Raw genomic sequence first — 17,613 nt, forward strand, 5'->3', positions numbered from 1 at the left:
GTCTTGCCGTGGTCAACGTGACCAATCGTGCCGATGTTGCAGTGCGGCTTCGTCCGTTCGAACTTTTCCTTGGCCATTTTCTAGCTCCTAAGGTCCCCGAACCGGGGTTCCTGCAGTTTGGGGGTTAAGGACGCCCGGTCCTTACGGTCCGGGCGCATATAGGCGGGCTTACCGAAAAGGGAAAGCTTAGGCGTACTTCTTGATCACTTCGTCGGCGACGTGTTGCGGCACCGGCTCGTAGTGGTCGTATTGCATGGTGAACTGAGCGCGGCCCTGCGACATGCCGCGCAGCGTGTTCACATAGCCGAACATGTTGGCCAGCGGCACGAAGGCGTTCACGACGGTGGCGTTGCCGCGCATGTCCTGACCCTGGATCATGCCGCGACGGCCGTTCAGGTCGCCGATGACCGAGCCGAGGTATTCCTCGGGGGTCACGACTTCCACCGCCATGATCGGCTCGAGCAGCTTGGGCGAACCCTTCTCCTTCAGTTCGCGGAAGGCGGCGCGCGAAGCGATTTCGAACGCCAGAACGCTGGAGTCGACGTCGTGGAACTTGCCGTCCGTCAGCGTCGCCTTGAAGTCGATCAGCGGGAAGCCGGCCAGCAGACCGTTGTCCTTGGCCGAGTTCAGCCCCTTTTCGACGCCGGGGATGTATTCCTTCGGCACCGCGCCGCCGACGATCGAGTTCTCGAACACGAAGCCCGAGCCCGGCTCGCCGGGTTCGAAGGTGATCATGACGCGGGCGAACTGGCCCGTACCGCCGGTCTGCTTCTTGTGCGTGTAGTCGATGTCGACCTTGCGGCCCAGCGATTCACGATAGGCGACCTGCGGCGCGCCGATGTTGGCCTCGACCTTGTAGGTGCGCTTCAGGATGTCGATCTTGATGTCCAGGTGCAGCTCGCCCATGCCCTTCAGGATCGTCTGGCCCGACTCGTGGTCGGTCGAGACGGTGAAGGACGGATCTTCCGAGGCCAGCTTGGCCAGGGCGACGCCCAGCTTCTCTTGGTCGCCCTTGGTCTTGGGCTCGACCGAGATCTCGATGACCGGCGCCGGGAACTCCATCTTCTCCAGGATGACGGGCGACTTGATCGGGTCGCACAGGGTGTCGCCCGTGCGGGTTTCCTTCAGGCCAGCCAGGGCGACGATGTCGCCGGCGTAGGCTTCCTTGACGTCTTCACGGTTGTTCGAGTGCATCTGCAGCATCCGGCCGACGCGCTCTTTCTTGTCGCGGCTGGAGTTCAGCAGCGACTGACCGGTTTCCATCTTGCCCGAGTAGAGGCGGCAGAAGGTCAGCGAGCCGACGAAGGGGTCGTCCATGATCTTGAAGGCCAGGACCGACAGGGGCTCTTCGTCCGAAGCCTTCCGCACGACTGGCTCTTCGGTCTTGAAGTCGATGCCCGGCGTCGGCGGGATGTCCAGCGGCGACGGCAGGTAGTCGACGACGGCGTCCAGCAGCGTCTGCACGCCCTTGTTCTTGAAGGCCGAGCCGCACAGGATCGGATAGAAGGCGCCGGTCAGAACGGCCTTGCGGATGCACTTCTTGATGGTGGCTTCGTCGGGCTCGTTGCCCTCGAGGTAGGCTTCCATCGCCTCGTCGTCCAGCTCGACGGCGTTGTCGATCAGGTACTGACGCGCAGCGATCGCCTTGTCCATCAGGTCGTCGGGGATCGGCACGTCCTTGTAGGAAGCGCCCAGGCCGTCGTTGTCCCAGACCACGCCGGTCATGCGGACCAGATCGACCAGACCCGACAGCGAGGACTCAGCGCCGATCGGGAACTGGATCGGCACGGCCTTGGCGCCAAGACGGTCGCGGATCGACTCGACCGAGGCGTCGAAGTCGGCGCCGATCTTGTCCATCTTGTTGACGTAGACGATGCGCGGCACCTTGTACTTGTCGGCCTGGCGCCAGACGGTTTCCGTCTGCGGCTCCACGCCGGCGTTGCCGTCCAGCACGGTCACAGCGCCGTCGAGGACGCGCAAGGAACGCTCAACCTCAATGGTGAAGTCCACGTGGCCGGGGGTGTCGATGATGTTCAGGCGCTTGCCCTGCCAGAAGGCGGTCGTCGCGGCGGACGTGATGGTGATGCCGCGCTCCTGCTCCTGGTCCATCCAGTCCATGGTCGCAGCGCCGTCGTGGACTTCGCCGATCTTGTGGGATTTACCGGTGTAATACAGGATCCGCTCGGTCGTCGTCGTCTTGCCCGCGTCGATGTGGGCCATGATGCCGAAGTTGCGGTAGTCCTCGAGCTTGTGAGTGCGGGCCATGAAAGCGTGCCTTGAAAATTTCAGGACGCTCAGGTGCGCCCTCGGAAGGATGTCGGTGTTCGGATAAGCGAGCGCGGGCGATTTAACTTAAACCGCCCGCGCCGGAAACCCTTAGATAGTCAGCGCAGATGACGCTTTGAAGGCGTTACCAGCGATAGTGGCTGAAGGCGCGGTTGGCTTCGGCCATCTTGTGGGTGTCTTCACGCTTCTTGACCGCGGTGCCGCGGTTGTTCGAGGCGTCCAGCAGTTCGGCGGCCAGCTTCTCGGTCATGGTGTTCTCGCCACGCTTGCGCGCAGCGTTCACCAGCCAGCGGATGGCCAGGGCGCGGCGACGGTCCGGACGGACTTCGACGGGCACCTGATAGGTGGCGCCGCCGACGCGACGCGAGCGCACTTCGACCGACGGGGAGACGTTGTCCAGGGCGGCGTGGAAGGTCGCGACCGGCTCCTGGTCCTTCTTCTTCTCGGCCAGGATGTCGAAGGCGCCGTACACGATGTTTTCGGCGACGGCCTTCTTACCTTCGTACATGACGTAGTTCATGAACTTGGTGACGACCAGGTCCCCGAACTTGGGATCCGGCAGAACTTCACGTTTCTGGGCGCGGTGACGACGCGACATGGGGTATTCCTTGCAGTGCCCGACCAACGCCGGGAAGATCTCGAAAAGGCCTCCGGGCGCGACGGCCCGGAGAAGAATGGCTTACTTCGGACGCTTGGCGCCGTAGTGCGAACGACGCTGCTTACGGTCCTTGACGCCTTGAGTATCCAGAACGCCGCGCAGGATGTGGTAGCGAACGCCGGGCAAGTCCTTCACGCGGCCGCCGCGGATCAGAACAACCGAGTGTTCTTGCAGGTTGTGGCCTTCGCCGGGGATGTAGCACACGGCTTCGTAGCCGTTCTTGGCCAGACGGACCTTGGCGACCTTACGCAGAGCCGAGTTCGGCTTCTTCGGGGTCGTGGTGTAAACGCGGGTGCAGACGCCGCGACGCTGGGGCGAACCCTCCAGAGCCGGCACCTTGTTGCGGGTGGGCTTGGGCTTGCGCGGCTTGCGGATCAGCTGGTTGATCGTAGGCATTCGAAACTCGTCTCGACTTCTGATGGAGGCGTGTGTCTTTCGACCGAAGCGCCTCTCGCCTTCTTGTGAACGGGGGACCATCCCCTCGCCCGGGTGTCATCGAGACTGATCGCGCGACCACCCAAACAGAAAAACCGGAACGCGCGCTTTGGGCGTTCCGGCGGGCACAGCCCGTCCGTTGGATTGTCACGATCTCAGCGACCGGCGAACCGGCCACGCCTCGAAAGTGGGCGGCTTCTACGCCCGATGGGCGCGAAGGTCAAGGCGGAGACGTTAACACTCCAGAATGCAGCCGCTTCGATGAAGCCTAGCGGTCTTCAATAGAGCGACCTTTCGCCTGAAACCCGCCACGCTTCGCGCTCAGCTTGACGACACGACCAACCGGGGATGGGTCATGGCGGGGCTGGCCAGAACAGGGGCGATTGCGCTCTCGCTTGCGGTGAACGCAGGCCTGCTGACGCTGCTCGCGTCGGAGGACCGCCGCCCGGCGCCGCGTCGGGTTTCGGGACACTCGCCTCTCTACATCCAGATCGAACCCGTGATCATAAGGGCCAAGGCCCGCAAGGCGCCGGCGTCCGCGCCGCAAGCGCAGGACCAGCGCCGGGCACCGGTCCATTCGCGCGATTCCGAGACTGCGGGATCGGAGCCGACCGTGACGCCGACATTGGATCGTCTGGCCGCACCCGGCTATGACCCGCGCTGGACCGTCCGACCGAGCGTCTCGCTCGACGCCGCCTGGCCGACGGGAAACGCGGCGCGCAATGGCGGACCGGATTGCCGGCCCGAAAGCGCACGGTCCACGCAGGACCGGCACGCTTGCCGTGCGCGGGCGATCACGGCCGATGAATCATCGCCGCCGATGGTGCGCTCCAGCGACGAGGAAAGGACGGCGGCCTTCGCCAAGGAAGCCGCCGTCAAGAAACGCTGGCGCGACTACCGCGAGGGCGACGGCGCCTACCCCGGACTGCGGTCCCTATTCGGTAGGAACTGACGATGGCTGTTGTTGACCTCTTAACTGAGACGACGACGCCGACGAAGTCCCCCCGCCGTCTTGACTGGCGCAAGGCGGGCTTTGCGGCCGCAGCAGTCGGGCTGAATGCGGGCGCCGTGGCGCTTCTATCCCTGACCGATCCAGGGCTGCGCGCTCGTTCGCTGCGGCCTACGCCGATGATCGTCTATCTTGAGGACGCCTGGCCGTCCCTGGTCCGCGCGCCGAGGAGCCCGTCTGTCACGTCCTCTGAGGACGCCATGGCCGCGCCCCAAGGCGCGCAGGCGTCGCAAGGGGATGCGCCGATCAGAGGCGATCCGGCGACGTCGGCGCCCCCGCCCTCGCCCATAAGCCAAGCGAAAGCAGACGACATGATCGACGCCCGCTGGCGGGTCGGCGGCGCTCTTGCGGGGCCGAGATTGCCTTCCCTTTCGTGCAAAGCCCCGCACCGCCTCACGCCCGACGACCGACGCCGCTGCGAGGAGCCCTGGAGCGGCGGCGAAGCCACCCCTGTCATCCGGGGAACGGGGAACGCCGAGCGCGACGCCGCCTTCGCGCGACAGGGGGCGCGTCGTCTGGCGGCCTGGGAAGCTCAGCGCGCCGATCCGCCGCGTGTTCGGGGATCATGCGAAGATCCTAACCCCGTGGCAGGTTGCGCCGACGTGGACATCCGTATTGAACTCTTTTCCTCGCGGGACGGCTTGCTGCCCAATCTCAGAAAGCGTCGCGAATGACCGTCGCCTCCGCGCCCTCCCCTTGCTTCTGGTCGCGACGTAACCGCCCGAACTGGCGCAAGGTCGGCTTGGCCACAGCCTCCGTCGCCATCAACGCGGGGCTGATCGCCACCCTGTCGCTCACCGCGCTCGGGATTGACGCTCCGCCGAGCGCGCTCGATCCACGTCCCCTCTACATCGACATCAGCCCACGCCCTCTCCTGCCGAATGAGCGGCCCCGCCCTGCGATGCAGACGCCCGAGCCCGTCGCCATGTCCGCATCGCGTGACGCTGGCACCATCGACGCCGCTCCCACAGACAGGGTCGCGTCCGCACCGGACAGTCGCCCTACCCCAATCCGTCCACGCATTGCTGCGCCCGCGCCCCAGGGCGCGCCCACGCCGCCGGACGCCTGGACCGTCAATCCGAACGATCGCGCCGGCGCCATGTCTCGCGTCCTGCGTCAGGGCCTGATCGGCTGCACCACGCCGCAACAGCTCAACGCCGCCGAGCGCGCCCATTGCCGCGAGGACGCCATGCGACGCGGCATGAACGCCGCTCCGATCACCGGCACGGGCAACCCCGAGCGTGACGCCGCCTTTGCGCGCGAGGGCGCACGGCGTCTGGCCGAATGGGAGGCGCGACGTCGTCCTCTGTCCGGCGGCGTCGGCGTGGTGGGTCCGGCGGACTGCGTCGGCTCGAACTTCGGCACGGGCTGCGCCGGCGCCCTATTGCCCGACGTTCCCGGCGTTGACATGCGTCAAGGCGCAGAGACGACAATCAATCGAGGCGAACGCCGCCGCCAGGGCTTCTCAGCCAGCATCGGCGGAGTACGAATCGGCGGTAAAGACTGACAATGAGGTCAGCGATGATCCAGGCAGTGGATGTCGTGCATAACCCCGCCAAGATGTATCGCGGCTATGGCTAGACCGACGTAACCCACACCGCACCAGAGGACGATGTTGAGGGCCATCACGACGGGCGAAGCCCGTTTCTTGGTCATGACGCATCCTCCCCCATCACAATCAGAAGGAAAGCTCGACCACAATCAAGGCGCGGTCAACGGCTCATAGAAAAAGGGCGGCGCCGTCGCCGGCGCCGCCCCCTTCATGTCTTCGCTTTTGAAACGAAAGATCAGCTCTCGCTGCTCTCCAGCTCCAGTTGCAGATCGGCCGGCAGCGGCTCGATCGCCTCTTCCAGAGCCGAGGTCAGTTCTGCATCACGCTCGTTGGCGATCTTCTGCAGGCTCCGCAGGTAGGCGCCGGTGCCGGCCGGGATCAGGCGGCCGACGATGACGTTTTCCTTCAGGCCTTCCAGCATGTCCTTCTTGCCGTGGACCGAGGCGTCGGTGAGGACGCGGGTGGTCTCCTGGAAGGACGCCGCCGAGATGAAGCTGCGGGTTTGCAGCGACGCCTTGGTGATGCCCAGCAGGACGGGCTGGGTGGTGGCCAGACGGCCGCCACGCTTCTCGACCTTGGCGTTTTCCAGAACGGCTTCGGCGACTTCGACGGTGTCGCCGCGGATCAAGGTGGTTTCACCCGAATCCAGCACTTCCACCTTCTGCAGCATCTGACGCACGATGACTTCGATGTGCTTGTCGTTGATCGGCACGCCCTGCAGTCGATAGACCTCCTGCACTTCGTTCACCAGATACTCGGCCAGCGCCTCGACGCCCTGGATGCGCAGCAGATCGTGCGGATCCGGGTTGCCGTCGATGATGTAGTCGCCCTTCTGGATCAGATCGCCGTCGTGGACGGAGATGTGCTTGCCCTTCGGAATCAGGAACTCGACCGGTTCGCCCTGCACGCCGTCGGCGTTGGGCTCGGGCGTGATCTTGATGCGACGCTTGTTCTTGTAGTCGCGGCCAAATTCGACGCGACCATCCATCTCGGCGATGACCGCGCAGTCCTTCGGACGGCGAGCTTCGAACAGTTCGGCGACGCGCGGCAGACCGCCGGTGATGTCGCGGGTCTTGGCGCCTTCGGTCGGAACGCGAGCGATGATCTCGCCCGGCTTGACCTCATCGCCATTCGACACGGACAGAACCGCGCCCACGGGCAGCAGGTAACGGGCGTCGGAGCCCGAGGCCAGCTTGGCGTAGGCGTCGCCCAGGGTGACGCCCATGGCCGGACGCAGGTCCGAGCCGCGCGGGCTGGCGCGCCAGTCGCTGACGACGCGCTGGGCGATGCCCGTCGCTTCGTCGGTTTCTTCTTTGACCGACAGGCCTTCGACCAGGTCCTCGAAGCGCACGACGCCGCCGACTTCCGTCAGGATCGGGGTGGTGTAGGGGTCCCACTCCGCCAGGCGTTGGTTCTTCTTGACCTCGTCGCCGTCCTTGACGCGGATGCGGGCGCCGTAAGGAGCCTTGTGCGTCTCGCGGTCCTTGCCGTCCACGACCACGGTCACGATGACGTTGCGGCTCATGGCCACCAGGTCGCCGTGGGCCGCGACGACGGTCGGGCCGGTGACCTTGGCCGTACCGGCGTTGGTCGCCTCCATGAAGGAGGTTTCCGCCACCTGGGCCGTACCGCCGATGTGGAAGGTCCGCATCGTCAGCTGGGTGCCCGGCTCGCCGATCGACTGGGCGGCGATGACGCCGACCGCTTCGCCGATGTTGACGTTGGTGCCGCGCGCCAGGTCACGGCCGTAGCAGTGGGCGCAGATGCCAGCGTCCGCTTCGCAGGTCAGGGCCGAACGGACCTTGACCGACTGGACGCCCGCGGCCTCGACGGCCTCGGCGACTTCTTCCACCAGATAGGTGTCGGCAGGGAACAGGACGGTATCGGTGCCCGGTTCCTTGATGTCCTCCGCCGCATAGCGACCCAGGATGCGCTGACCCAGCGAGACCAGCACGTCGCCGCCTTCCATCACCGCACGCAGGGTGATGCCGCGCGTCGAGCCGCAATCCTGCTCGGTGACGATGGAGTCCTGCGCCACGTCCACCAGACGGCGGGTCAGGTAACCCGAGTTGGCGGTCTTCAGCGCGGTGTCGGCCAGACCCTTACGGGCGCCGTGGGTCGAGTTGAAGTATTCAAGGACGGTCAGGCCTTCCTTGAAGTTCGAGGTGATCGGCGTCTCGATGATCTCGCCGGACGGCTTGGCCATCAGGCCGCGCATGCCGCCCAGTTGCTTCATCTGGGCCTGCGAACCCCGGGCGCCGGAGTTGGCCATCATGAAGACCGAGTTGATGTCGGGGTTTTCACCCTCGATCAGCACGCGCGGTTGCGCGATCTCGCCCATCATGGCGTCGGCGATCCGGTCCGTGGCCTTGGACCAGGCGTCCACCACCTTGTTGTACTTCTCGCCGCGCGTGATCAGGCCGTCGGCGTACTGTTGCTCGTACTCCTCGACCTGGGTGCGGGTCTCGGCGACCAATTCGACCTTCTTGGCTGGGATCACGATGTCGTCCTTGCCGAACGAAATGCCGGCCTTGGCGGCTTCGCGGAAGCCCAGGCCCATCATCTGGTCAGCGAAGATGACCGTCGCCTTCTGACCGCAGTGGCGATAGACCACGTCGATCAGATTGCCGATTTCCTTCTTGGTCAGGTTCTTCTCGAGCAGGCGATAGCCGACGTTCGGATTACGCGGCAGCAGAGCCGCCAGCTTCATCCGGCCCGGCGTGGTGTCGATGACCTTGGTCACCTCATTGCCTTCGGCGTCCTGTTCCGTCCAGCGCGCCTTGATGCGCGTGTGCAGGGTGACGACCTTGGCGTCCAGCGCCGCATCGATCTCGCCGATGTTGGCGAACAGCTTGCCTTCGCCCGGCTCGCCGTCCTTGACCAGCGACAGATAGTACAGGCCCAGGACGATGTCCTGCGACGGCACGATGATCGGCTTACCGTTGGCGGGCGACAGGATGTTGTTGGTCGACATCATCAGGACGCGCGCTTCCAACTGGGCCTCGAGGCTCAGCGGGACGTGAACGGCCATCTGGTCGCCGTCGAAGTCGGCGTTGAAGGCGGTGCAGACCAGCGGGTGCAGGCGGATGGCCTTGCCCTCGATCAGCTTGGGCTCGAACGCCTGGATGCCCAGACGGTGAAGCGTCGGCGCGCGGTTCAGCAGAACCGGGTGCTCGCGGATGACCTCGTCCAGGATGTCCCAGACGGCGGGCTGCTCGCGCTCGACCATGCGCTTGGATTGCTTGACGGTGCCCGACAGGCCCTTGGCGTCCAGGCGCGCGTAGATGAACGGCTTGAACAGCTCCAGCGCCATCTTCTTGGGCAGGCCGCACTCGTGCAGCTTCAGTTCCGGACCCACGGTGATGACCGAACGGCCCGAATAGTCGACGCGCTTGCCCAGCAGGTTTTGACGGAAGCGACCCTGCTTGCCCTTCAGCATGTCGGCCAGCGACTTCAGCGGACGCTTGTTTGCGCCCGTGATCACGCGGCCGCGACGGCCGTTGTCGAACAGGGCGTCGACGGACTCCTGCAGCATCCGTTTTTCGTTACGGATGATGATGTCCGGCGCGCGCAGTTCCATCAGGCGCTTCAGGCGGTTGTTGCGGTTGATGACGCGGCGATACAGGTCGTTCAGGTCGGAGGTCGCGAAACGACCGCCGTCCAGCGGCACCAGCGGACGCAGTTCCGGCGGGATGACGGGCACGATCGTCAGGATCATCCACTCGGGCTTGTTGCCCGATTCCAGGAAGGCCTCGATCAGCTTCAGGCGCTTGGACGCCTTCTTGGCCTTCATTTCCGACGGATTGTCGGCCAGCTCGGCGCGGTGCTTTTCAGCTTCCGCGTTCAGGTCGATGCCCATCAGCAGGTTGCGGACGGCCTCGGCGCCGATCTCGGCGGTGAAGCCGTCATCGCCGAACTCTTCCTGGTAGCGATAGAACTCGTCTTCCGTCAGCAGTTGGTTCTGCTTCAGCGGGGTCAGGCCCGGCTCGGTGACGATGTAGTTCTCGAAGTATAGGACGCGCTCGACGTCCTTCAGCGCCATGTCCAGCATCAGCGAGATGCGGCTGGGCAGCGACTTCAGGAACCAGATGTGGGCGACCGGCGCAGCCAGGTCGATGTGACCCATGCGCTCGCGGCGAACGCGAGCCAGGGTGACTTCGACGCCGCACTTCTCGCAGATGATGCCCTTGTACTTCATGCGCTTGTACTTGCCGCACAGGCATTCGTAGTCCTTGGTCGGGCCAAAGATACGCGCGCAGAACAGGCCGTCACGCTCGGGCTTGAACGTGCGGTAGTTGATGGTTTCCGGCTTCTTGATCTCGCCGAACGACCACGAACGGATCTTCTCGGGCGAGGCCAGGGCGATCTTGATCTGGTCGAAGGTCGGGGTGACCGGGACCGGGTTGAAGATGTTCAGGACTTCCTGGTTCATCTTGATTCCTTCTGCGGGGCTGACCCGCGAAAATTATTCAGAACGGAGAAAAGCGGAGGGATCGCCCTCCCCCGCCGTGGCGAGAGAGGGCTCGTGATCCGGATCAGCTGTTCCCCAGCTCCACGTTCAGACCCAGCGAACGCATTTCCTTGATGAGCACGTTGAAGCTCTCGGGAATGCCGGCCTCGAAGCTGTCGTCGCCACGGACGATGGCCTCGTAGACCTTGGTCCGGCCGGCCACGTCGTCGGACTTGACCGTCAGCATCTCCTGCAGGGTGTAGGCGGCGCCGTAAGCTTCCAGAGCCCAGACCTCCATTTCCCCGAAGCGCTGACCGCCGAACTGCGCCTTGCCGCCCAACGGCTGCTGGGTGACCAGCGAGTACGGGCCGATGGAGCGGGCGTGGATCTTGTCGTCGACCAGGTGGTGCAGCTTCAGCATGTAGATGTAGCCGACCGTGACCGGACGCTTGAACTGCTCGCCTGTTTGACCGTCGTACAGGATCGACTGGGCCGACTTGTTCAGCCCCGCCTCTTCCAGCAGACGCTCGATGTCGCCGATGTGCGCACCGTCGAAGACCGGGGTCGCGAAGGGCACGCCCTTGGACAGGTTCTTCGCCAGTTCGATCAGTTCTTCCTCATCCTGCGGCAGAGGGGTTTCCTCGCCGTAGATATGCGTCAGACGATCGATCAGCGCCTGCTTCTGACCACCCGCTTGCCAGGCTTCCAGCAGACCGGAGATTTGCTTGCCCAGACCGGCGGCGGCCCAACCCAGGTGGGTTTCGAATATCTGGCCGATGTTCATGCGCGAAGGCACGCCCAGCGGGTTCAGAACGACGTCGACGTGCGTGCCGTCTTCCAGGTGCGGCATGTCCTCGATCGGCAGGATCTTGGAGATGACGCCCTTGTTGCCGTGACGGCCGGCCATCTTGTCGCCGGGCTGAAGCTTGCGCTTCACGGCCACGAAGACCTTGACCATCTTCATCACGCCGGGGGGCAGTTCATCGCCGCGCTGCAGCTTCTCGACCTTGTCTTCGAAACGACGGTCCAGTTGCTTGCGAGCGTCCTCGAACTGGCGCTTCATCGCTTCCAGCTCGCCCATGGCCTTTTCGTCGTCCAGGGCGATCTGCCACCACAGACCACGGCTGACCTCGGCCAGCTTCTCGTCGGTCAGTTCGCCACGGCCGATGCCCTTGGGCCCCGACACGGCGTTTTTGCCCACGATCAGCGGCTTCAGGCGGCCGTAGACGTTGCGCTCGAGGATCTTGAGCTCGTCGTCGCGGTCCTTGCCCAGACGTTCGATCTCAGCGCGTTCGATCGCCATGGCGCGCTCGTCCTTGTCGACGCCGTGACGGTTGAAGACGCGAACGTCGACGATGGTGCCGGCGACGCCGGGCGGCAGGCGCAGGGAGGTGTCGCGCACGTCCGAAGCCTTCTCGCCGAAGATGGCGCGCAGCAGCTTCTCTTCCGGCGTCATCGGGCTTTCGCCCTTCGGCGTGACCTTGCCGACCAGGATGTCGCCCGGCTGGACCTCGGCGCCGATGGCCACGATGCCCGCTTCGTCGAGGTTGCGGAGGGCTTCCTCGCCGACGTTGGGGATGTCGCGCGTGATTTCCTCAGGGCCAAGCTTCGTATCGCGGGCGGCGACTTCGAACTCTTCCAGGTGGATCGAGGTGAAGACGTCGTCGCGCACGATGCGCTCGGAGATCAGGATGGAGTCTTCGAAGTTGTAGCCGTTCCAGGGCATGAAGGCGACCAGGGCGTTGCGGCCCAGAGCCAGTTCGCCCAGGTCCGTCGACGGACCGTCGGCGATGACGTCGCCGCCCTTCACCTGATCGCCCACGCGCACGATCGGGCGCTGGTTGATGCAGGTCGACTGGTTCGAACGCTGGAACTTCGACAGGCGGTAGATATCGACGCCCGAGCGGGCGGCGTCCACGTCGCCGGTGGCGCGCACGACGATCCGGGTGCCGTCGATCTGTTCGACGACGCCGTCACGACGGGCGACCACGACGGCGCCAGAGTCCACGGCCACGACCGCTTCCATGCCGGTGCCGACCAGCGGCGCGTCCGACTGCACCAGAGGCACGGCCTGACGTTGCATGTTGGCGCCCATCAGCGCGCGGTTGGCGTCGTCGTTTTCCAGGAACGGGATCAGGGCCGCAGCGACCGAAACGACCTGTTTCGGCGACACGTCCATCATGTCCACGGCGTCCTTGTTCAGGAGCTGGGATTCACCGTTGATCCGGCCGGGGACCAGGTCCTCGACGATCTGACCGTTCTTCAGTTCGATGTTGGCCTGAGCGATCGTGTACTTCGACTCTTCCATGGCCGAGATGTAGACCACCTCGCCCTGGGCCTGGCCGTCCTTCACGCGGCGGTAGGGGCTCTCGATGAAGCCGTACTTGTTGACGCGCGCGTGGGTGGCCAGCGAGTTGATCAGGCCGATGTTCGGGCCTTCCGGCGTTTCGATCGGGCAGATCCGGCCGTAGTGGGTCGGGTGCACGTCGCGGACTTCGAAGCCCGCGCGCTCACGCGTCAGACCGCCCGGGCCAAGCGCCGACAGACGACGCTTGTGGGTGATTTCCGACAGCGGGTTCGTCTGGTCCATGAACTGCGACAGCTGCGACGAACCGAAGAACTCGCGAACCGCGGCGGCGGCCGGCTTGGCGTTGATCAGGTCGTGCGGCATGACCGTGTCGATATCGACCGAGGACATGCGCTCCTTGATGGCGCGCTCCATCCGCAGCAGACCGACGCGGTACTGGTTTTCCAGCAGCTCGCCGACCGAACGGACCCGGCGGTTGCCCAGGTTGTCGATGTCGTCGATCTCGCCGCGGCCGTCCTTCAGGCCGACCAGGATCTGCAGCACCTTCAGCACGTCTTCCTTGCGCAGCACGCGGATCTCGTCGGAGACCTCGGGGCTTTCCAGACGCATGTTCATCTTGACCCGGCCGACAGCCGACAGGTCGTAGCGTTCGCTGTCGAAGAACAGCGAGTTGAACATGGCCTCGGCGGCTTCCGGGGTGGGCGGCTCGCCCGGACGCATCACGCGATAGACGTCGAACAGGGCGTCCTCGCGGTTGTCGTTCTTGTCCACGCGCAGGGTGTTGCGCATGTAGGCGCCGACCGTGACGTGGTCGATGTCCAGCACTTCGATGGTGGTGAAGCCGCTTTGCTCCAGCACTTCGATGGTCGGGGCGTCCAGTTCGTCGCCGGCTTCGGCGAAGATTTCGCCGGTCTCGAAGTTGACGGCGTCATTGGCCAGATACTTGGTGACCAGGGCGTCGGCGGCCAGCGACAGCGAGGTCGTCGTCTCGCCCAGCTTCTTGGCGGCGCGGGCGCTGATCTTCTGACCGGCCTGGGCGACCACTTCGCCGGTGTCGGCGTCGATCAGGTCGAACTCCGGCTTAACGCCGCGCCAGCGCTCGGCCTTGTAGGGCGTGACCCAGCCTTCGCCGCGCTTCTCGTAAGGCACGGTCTCGTAGAAGGTCTTCAGGATTTCCTCGCCGTCCATGCCCAGCCCCATCAGGAAGGTCGTGGCGGGCAGCTTGCGGCGGCGGTCGATGCGGACATAGACCACGTCCTTGGCGTCGAACTCGAAGTCGAGCCACGAGCCGCGGTACGGGATCACGCGGGCGGCGAACAGCAGCTTGCCCGACGAGTGCGTCTTGCCCTTGTCGTGGTCGAAGAAGACGCCCGGCGAACGGTGCATCTGCGAGACGATCACGCGCTCGGTGCCGTTGACGATGAAGGTGCCCTTGTCCGTCATGAGCGGGATGTCGCCCATGTAGACGTCCTGCTCCTTGATGTCCTTGACCGAACGGGCTCCCGTTTCCTCGTCGGTTTCGAACACGATCAGGCGCAGCTTGACCTTCAGCGGCGCGGCATAGGTCATGTCGCGCTGAATGCACTCCTCGACGTCGTACTTCGGCTCTTCGAACTCGTACGAGACGTATTCCAGGATGGCGCGCTCGTTGAAGTCCTTGATCGGGAACACCGACTTGAAGACCGCCTCGATGCCCTGCTCCTTGCGGACGCCCGGACGGACCTCGCGCTGCAGGAACTGTTCGTAGGAAGCGCGCTGAACCTCGATCAGGTTCGGCATCGCGATCGCTTCAGGGATACGCCCGAAGGATTTGCGGATGCGCTTCTTGCCGGTGAACGAGGTGGCGGAAGCGATCTGACCGTTGATGGCGAGATCGTGGGCGACGTCAGTCATTCAGTGTTTCCCATGACGCACGCCCCGGGGAAGGCGTGCGTGAAATGCAGCAGCCACGGCGCGCGTCTCCGCGTCCGCAGCCAGGGTTTCGGCATCCACCCTCGGCCCGCTGCCGGGCCAGGACGCCTGAAATGTACCGGCTCCCTGGGAAGGAGCCGCGCCTTCGCTCGGTCGGAGGGCGACGGACCGGGCCTCGGCGCTTGCGCGCAGACTCATATGGAGTGTTGCGGAGCGCGCACATATACGCGCATTCGCGACGAAATAAAGGCCCCAGGGAACCTTTTCGACAGAGCCGACCAATCTCGTTGCGAGCGACGATGGCCTGATCTAGCGTCGCCTTATGACACGGATCGCCCTGCCTCTGCTCGCCGCTCTCGCCCTTTCCGCCTGCGTCACCCATCGCGAGCCGGTGACCTATGCCGAGACGGCTTCGGCCGCCGCGCGCGCCGCCGATCAGGTCAATGGCCAGGGGGCCCTGACGCCGCAGCAGGCCTGGGACGCCGGCAACACCGCCTACCTCGCCTGGAACGGCGCGCGGCGCGGCTGGACCACCACCGAAAGCGGCCTGCAATATCGCCGCGTCGGCAAGGCCCACCCCGAGGGCGCTCAGCCGAAGGCGACCGACACGGTCAAGGTCCACTATCGCGGCACCTTCATTGACGGGCGCGAGTTCGACAGTTCCTACGCCCGCAACGAACCGGCCGAGTTTCCGCTGAACCGCGTCATCAAGGGCTGGACCGAGGGCGTGGCCCTGATGCGCGTCGGGGAAATCTACGAGTTCGTCATCCCCGCCTCGCTGGGCTACGGCTCGCGCTGGGTCGGCGGCGACGAACTGCCGCCCAACTCGACCCTGCGCTTCTCGGTCGAACTGCTGGACGTCAAGCCGGGCTGACGATCAGCGGCGCCCGGATTTTCCCAGCAGTCGATCGCGCGCGGCGTTGACGCGCATCGCCAGTCCCTCCGTGCCGCCCTGGTCTGGGTGGGCGCGGGCCATGGCGCGTTTCCATGCCGCGCGGATTTCAGCCTCGGTCGCAGCTGGCCCGACGCCCAGCACGGCGCGCGCGTCAGCCTCGCTGATGGGTTCGGATCTCACGATTGGTCGGAGGCGGGAGGACCAGGCCAGATAAAGCCCTGCCCCGGCCAGCGCCGCCGCCGTCAGCCACGATCCACGAAACGCCGCCAGCGCGCCGCCCGCCAGCAGCACCGCGCCCAGCAGGGTCGCCGTCACGCGCCAGTGAGCGCGTCCGCGTCGCTCGGTCTGCCGGCCCATCCGCACCAGCGCCCAGACGGCGATCGCCGCCAGGGCCAGCCAGATCAACCCCATCAGGCGATCAGGCCGCCACATCCAAAGGGCTGAGAACCTGCTCCAGGCCCATGGCCATCATCAGATTGCGCATCTCCTGACGCGCGGCGACATGGGCCAAGGACACCGCGACCGGCCGGATGTCGTTCGACAGGTCCGCCACCGTCAGGCCGAACGGGAACAGCTCGCGATAGATGACCCGGTCGCGCAGGCCCGGACCGACGCGGAAGCCGACGCGTTTGGCCAGCTTGGTCATCCGTTCTTCCAGACGTTTGCGGTTGCGCGCCTCCGCGACGGCGAGGCGATTGGTGACCACCAGCCAGTCGATCGTGGCGTGGCGACCCTGGGCGATGGCGCGCTGCTTGCGCGCTTCCCAGACGCTCTCGGAATAGATTGAGGGCTTCAGCAGCTCCAGGGTGACCGGATCGACATCGCCCAACAGGTCGAAATCGACGAAGCTGTCGTTCATCGGCGTCACGATCTGATCGGCGCGGGCGTGGGCGGCGTTCGAAACCGCCGTGTCGCCGCCGGGCGTGTCGATCAGGATGCAATCGACGCCCCGCGCCGCCGCCTCATCGAAAGCGCGCGCGAAGGTGGCGATCTGTTCGGCCACGTCCGCCTTGGCCAGGGCCTTGCCGTCGCCCATGTCGGGGATGAACGGCTGGGGCAGATCGTGCCCGTTCGCGGCCAGCCAGGCCAGACGATTGTGGAAGAAGCGCTGCATCGAGCGCTGGCGCAGGTCCAGATCGATGATCGCCACCGAGCGCCCGGCGTGCAGCAGGCCGGTGACGATGTGGATGGCCAGGGTGGACTTGCCCGCCCCGCCCTTTTCGTTGCCGAGGACGATCACATGCGGCTGCGTCATTCGAGGGAATCCTCTGTGCCGACCGCGCGACTCAGACTGCGCGGTCCTAGGTCCGGCGAGACTCGGCCTCAACGGGCCAAACGTCAACGGAACCTTAACGCAGACCTGTGGACGGCGAACCGGGGTCGGTCAGCTGTTGCGTGCGCACCAGGCGTCGGCGACAGCGGCGGAGCGGCATACCGCAGCAGCGGTTTCGGTCGAGACCGGTCCGACCTTCAGCCGCGTCAGGCGACGGCCGTTGACCTCGACCTCCTGATAGATCGGCGACAATCCCGACAGGTCTGAGGTAGCCTTCATCCGATCCCAGGCCTGACGCGCGCCGGCCGCACTGGAATAGGCGCCCAGTTGGATTGTTCGCCCGGTTTCCCGCGTCGCCGGAAGGCTGGCGGGACGCAACACCGGCGCCTGAACCCGCGAGATCGCCTCATCCGCAACGGCTCTCACGATCGCCGGCGAGGCAGCCCGAACGACCGCGTCGCGCAGCCCGGTATCCTCACCGACGGGGCGAAGGCCTACCTGAACGTCTCGGGCGTCCCACATGGCGTGGGGATCCATGACCGCCACCTTGACCGGCGTGAAGCGCACAGGCCGCAGTCCGGCCTTTTCAGCCACGGCATGCCGGGTTTCGCGATCACCGGCCGAGAGCGGAATGTCGATCGCCGCGACGTTCTCGGCCATCGCGCTGAACCGATGGGGATCGCTGTCCACCGCGCCACAACCGGCGACGGCGAGGCTGCTGGCGAAAGCCAGGGCGATCAGAACTGGACGGGTCGCTTCTGCGGGCGTCATAAGCACAACCCTAGAGCCCAGACTTTGCGGTCTGGTGCATCAACAGGCTTAAGCGGAAAGGTTAA

The 17,613-nt window shown here is 65.4% G+C and carries 13 protein-coding genes; 4 read left to right on the forward strand and 9 right to left on the reverse strand.

Annotation, left to right across the window (positions count from 1 at the left end; translation table 11 throughout):
- The 4 genes from AC3WRC_RS12285 to rpsL all read right to left on the reverse strand — a co-directional run.
- On the reverse strand, positions 1-77 hold a 77-nt coding region (locus AC3WRC_RS12285), incomplete at its 3' end, for a hypothetical protein (protein ID WP_007443273.1).
- A gap of 109 nt (positions 78-186) precedes the next feature.
- Positions 187-2,265, reverse strand: coding sequence for an elongation factor G (fusA, locus tag AC3WRC_RS12290; protein ID WP_066622735.1), 2,079 nt, complete (start codon positions 2,263-2,265; stop codon positions 187-189).
- Between the two features lie 145 nt (positions 2,266-2,410).
- On the reverse strand, positions 2,411-2,884 hold the full coding sequence (rpsG, locus tag AC3WRC_RS12295; protein WP_184278599.1) for a 30S ribosomal protein S7: 474 nt from the start codon (positions 2,882-2,884) through the stop codon (positions 2,411-2,413).
- 81 nt (positions 2,885-2,965) lie between these two features.
- A complete protein-coding gene (rpsL, locus tag AC3WRC_RS12300; protein WP_008260482.1) occupies positions 2,966-3,340 on the reverse strand; it encodes a 30S ribosomal protein S12 in 375 nt (124 codons plus the stop codon).
- A gap of 394 nt (positions 3,341-3,734) precedes the next feature.
- Between rpsL and AC3WRC_RS12305 the strand changes: the two genes are divergently transcribed.
- The 3 genes from AC3WRC_RS12305 to AC3WRC_RS12315 all read left to right on the forward strand — a co-directional run bounded on the left by AC3WRC_RS12305 (position 3,735) and on the right by AC3WRC_RS12315 (position 5,895).
- Positions 3,735-4,331, forward strand: a complete 597-nt coding sequence (locus AC3WRC_RS12305; protein ID WP_492304047.1) for a hypothetical protein — start codon at positions 3,735-3,737, stop codon at positions 4,329-4,331.
- 368 nt (positions 4,332-4,699) lie between these two features.
- Positions 4,700-5,062: a hypothetical protein gene (locus AC3WRC_RS12310; RefSeq protein ID WP_492304048.1), complete on the forward strand. Its 363-nt coding sequence runs from the start codon at positions 4,700-4,702 to the stop codon at positions 5,060-5,062.
- Positions 5,059-5,895: a hypothetical protein gene (locus AC3WRC_RS12315; RefSeq protein WP_492304049.1), complete on the forward strand. Its 837-nt coding sequence runs from the start codon at positions 5,059-5,061 to the stop codon at positions 5,893-5,895. Before AC3WRC_RS12310 ends, AC3WRC_RS12315 begins: the two co-directional genes overlap by 4 nt.
- A gap of 280 nt (positions 5,896-6,175) precedes the next feature.
- Here AC3WRC_RS12315 and rpoC read toward each other — a convergent pair whose 3' ends face one another.
- Both rpoC and rpoB read right to left on the reverse strand, forming a co-directional pair.
- Positions 6,176-10,372, reverse strand: a complete 4,197-nt coding sequence (gene rpoC / locus AC3WRC_RS12320; RefSeq protein ID WP_492304050.1) for a DNA-directed RNA polymerase subunit beta' — start codon at positions 10,370-10,372, stop codon at positions 6,176-6,178.
- 103 nt (positions 10,373-10,475) lie between these two features.
- Positions 10,476-14,591, reverse strand: coding sequence for a DNA-directed RNA polymerase subunit beta (rpoB, locus tag AC3WRC_RS12325; protein ID WP_492304051.1), 4,116 nt, complete (start codon positions 14,589-14,591; stop codon positions 10,476-10,478).
- 340 nt (positions 14,592-14,931) lie between these two features.
- Here rpoB and AC3WRC_RS12330 point away from each other — a divergent pair, with 340 nt between their 5' ends.
- The gene (locus AC3WRC_RS12330; RefSeq protein ID WP_066551889.1) at positions 14,932-15,483 is read left to right on the forward strand and encodes an FKBP-type peptidyl-prolyl cis-trans isomerase; all 552 of its coding nucleotides are present in this window, start codon (positions 14,932-14,934) and stop codon (positions 15,481-15,483) included.
- 3 nt (positions 15,484-15,486) lie between these two features.
- On the opposite strand, the gene AC3WRC_RS12335 is transcribed toward AC3WRC_RS12330, so the two are convergent.
- From AC3WRC_RS12335 to AC3WRC_RS12345, 3 genes are all read right to left on the reverse strand, one after another.
- Complete coding sequence (locus AC3WRC_RS12335; RefSeq protein WP_492304052.1) at positions 15,487-15,915, reverse strand: J domain-containing protein; 429 nt, start codon at positions 15,913-15,915, stop codon at positions 15,487-15,489.
- A 7-nt stretch (positions 15,916-15,922) separates the two neighbouring features.
- A complete protein-coding gene (locus tag AC3WRC_RS12340) occupies positions 15,923-16,759 on the reverse strand; it encodes a division plane positioning ATPase MipZ (protein ID WP_492304053.1) in 837 nt (278 codons plus the stop codon).
- Between the two features lie 129 nt (positions 16,760-16,888).
- Positions 16,889-17,548 carry an SPOR domain-containing protein gene (locus AC3WRC_RS12345; RefSeq protein WP_492304054.1) on the reverse strand — a complete coding sequence of 220 codons (660 nt, stop codon included), beginning with the start codon at positions 17,546-17,548 and terminating at the stop codon, positions 16,889-16,891.
- Positions 17,549-17,613: the final 65 nt, after the last annotated feature.

It is taken from the genome of Brevundimonas sp. EU05-FHT14B07, assembly GCF_058790795.1.

Excerpts from the sequence above, each read along its gene's own strand:
- fusA (WP_066622735.1), bottom strand. The coding sequence starts at position 2,265 with ATGGCCCGCACTCACAAGCTCGAGGACTACCGCAACTTCGGCATCATG.
- rpsG (WP_184278599.1), bottom strand. The coding sequence starts at position 2,884 with ATGTCGCGTCGTCACCGCGCCCAGAAACGTGAAGTTCTGCCGGATCCC.
- rpsL (WP_008260482.1), bottom strand. The coding sequence starts at position 3,340 with ATGCCTACGATCAACCAGCTGATCCGCAAGCCGCGCAAGCCCAAGCCC.
- AC3WRC_RS12305 (WP_492304047.1), top strand. The coding sequence starts at position 3,735 with ATGGCGGGGCTGGCCAGAACAGGGGCGATTGCGCTCTCGCTTGCGGTG.
- AC3WRC_RS12310 (WP_492304048.1), top strand. The coding sequence starts at position 4,700 with ATGATCGACGCCCGCTGGCGGGTCGGCGGCGCTCTTGCGGGGCCGAGA.
- AC3WRC_RS12315 (WP_492304049.1), top strand. The coding sequence starts at position 5,059 with ATGACCGTCGCCTCCGCGCCCTCCCCTTGCTTCTGGTCGCGACGTAAC.
- rpoC (WP_492304050.1), bottom strand. The coding sequence starts at position 10,372 with ATGAACCAGGAAGTCCTGAACATCTTCAACCCGGTCCCGGTCACCCCG.
- rpoB (WP_492304051.1), bottom strand. The coding sequence starts at position 14,591 with ATGACTGACGTCGCCCACGATCTCGCCATCAACGGTCAGATCGCTTCC.
- AC3WRC_RS12330 (WP_066551889.1), top strand. The coding sequence starts at position 14,932 with ATGACACGGATCGCCCTGCCTCTGCTCGCCGCTCTCGCCCTTTCCGCC.
- AC3WRC_RS12335 (WP_492304052.1), bottom strand. The coding sequence starts at position 15,915 with ATGGGGTTGATCTGGCTGGCCCTGGCGGCGATCGCCGTCTGGGCGCTG.
- AC3WRC_RS12340 (WP_492304053.1), bottom strand. The coding sequence starts at position 16,759 with ATGACGCAGCCGCATGTGATCGTCCTCGGCAACGAAAAGGGCGGGGCG.
- AC3WRC_RS12345 (WP_492304054.1), bottom strand. The coding sequence starts at position 17,548 with ATGACGCCCGCAGAAGCGACCCGTCCAGTTCTGATCGCCCTGGCTTTC.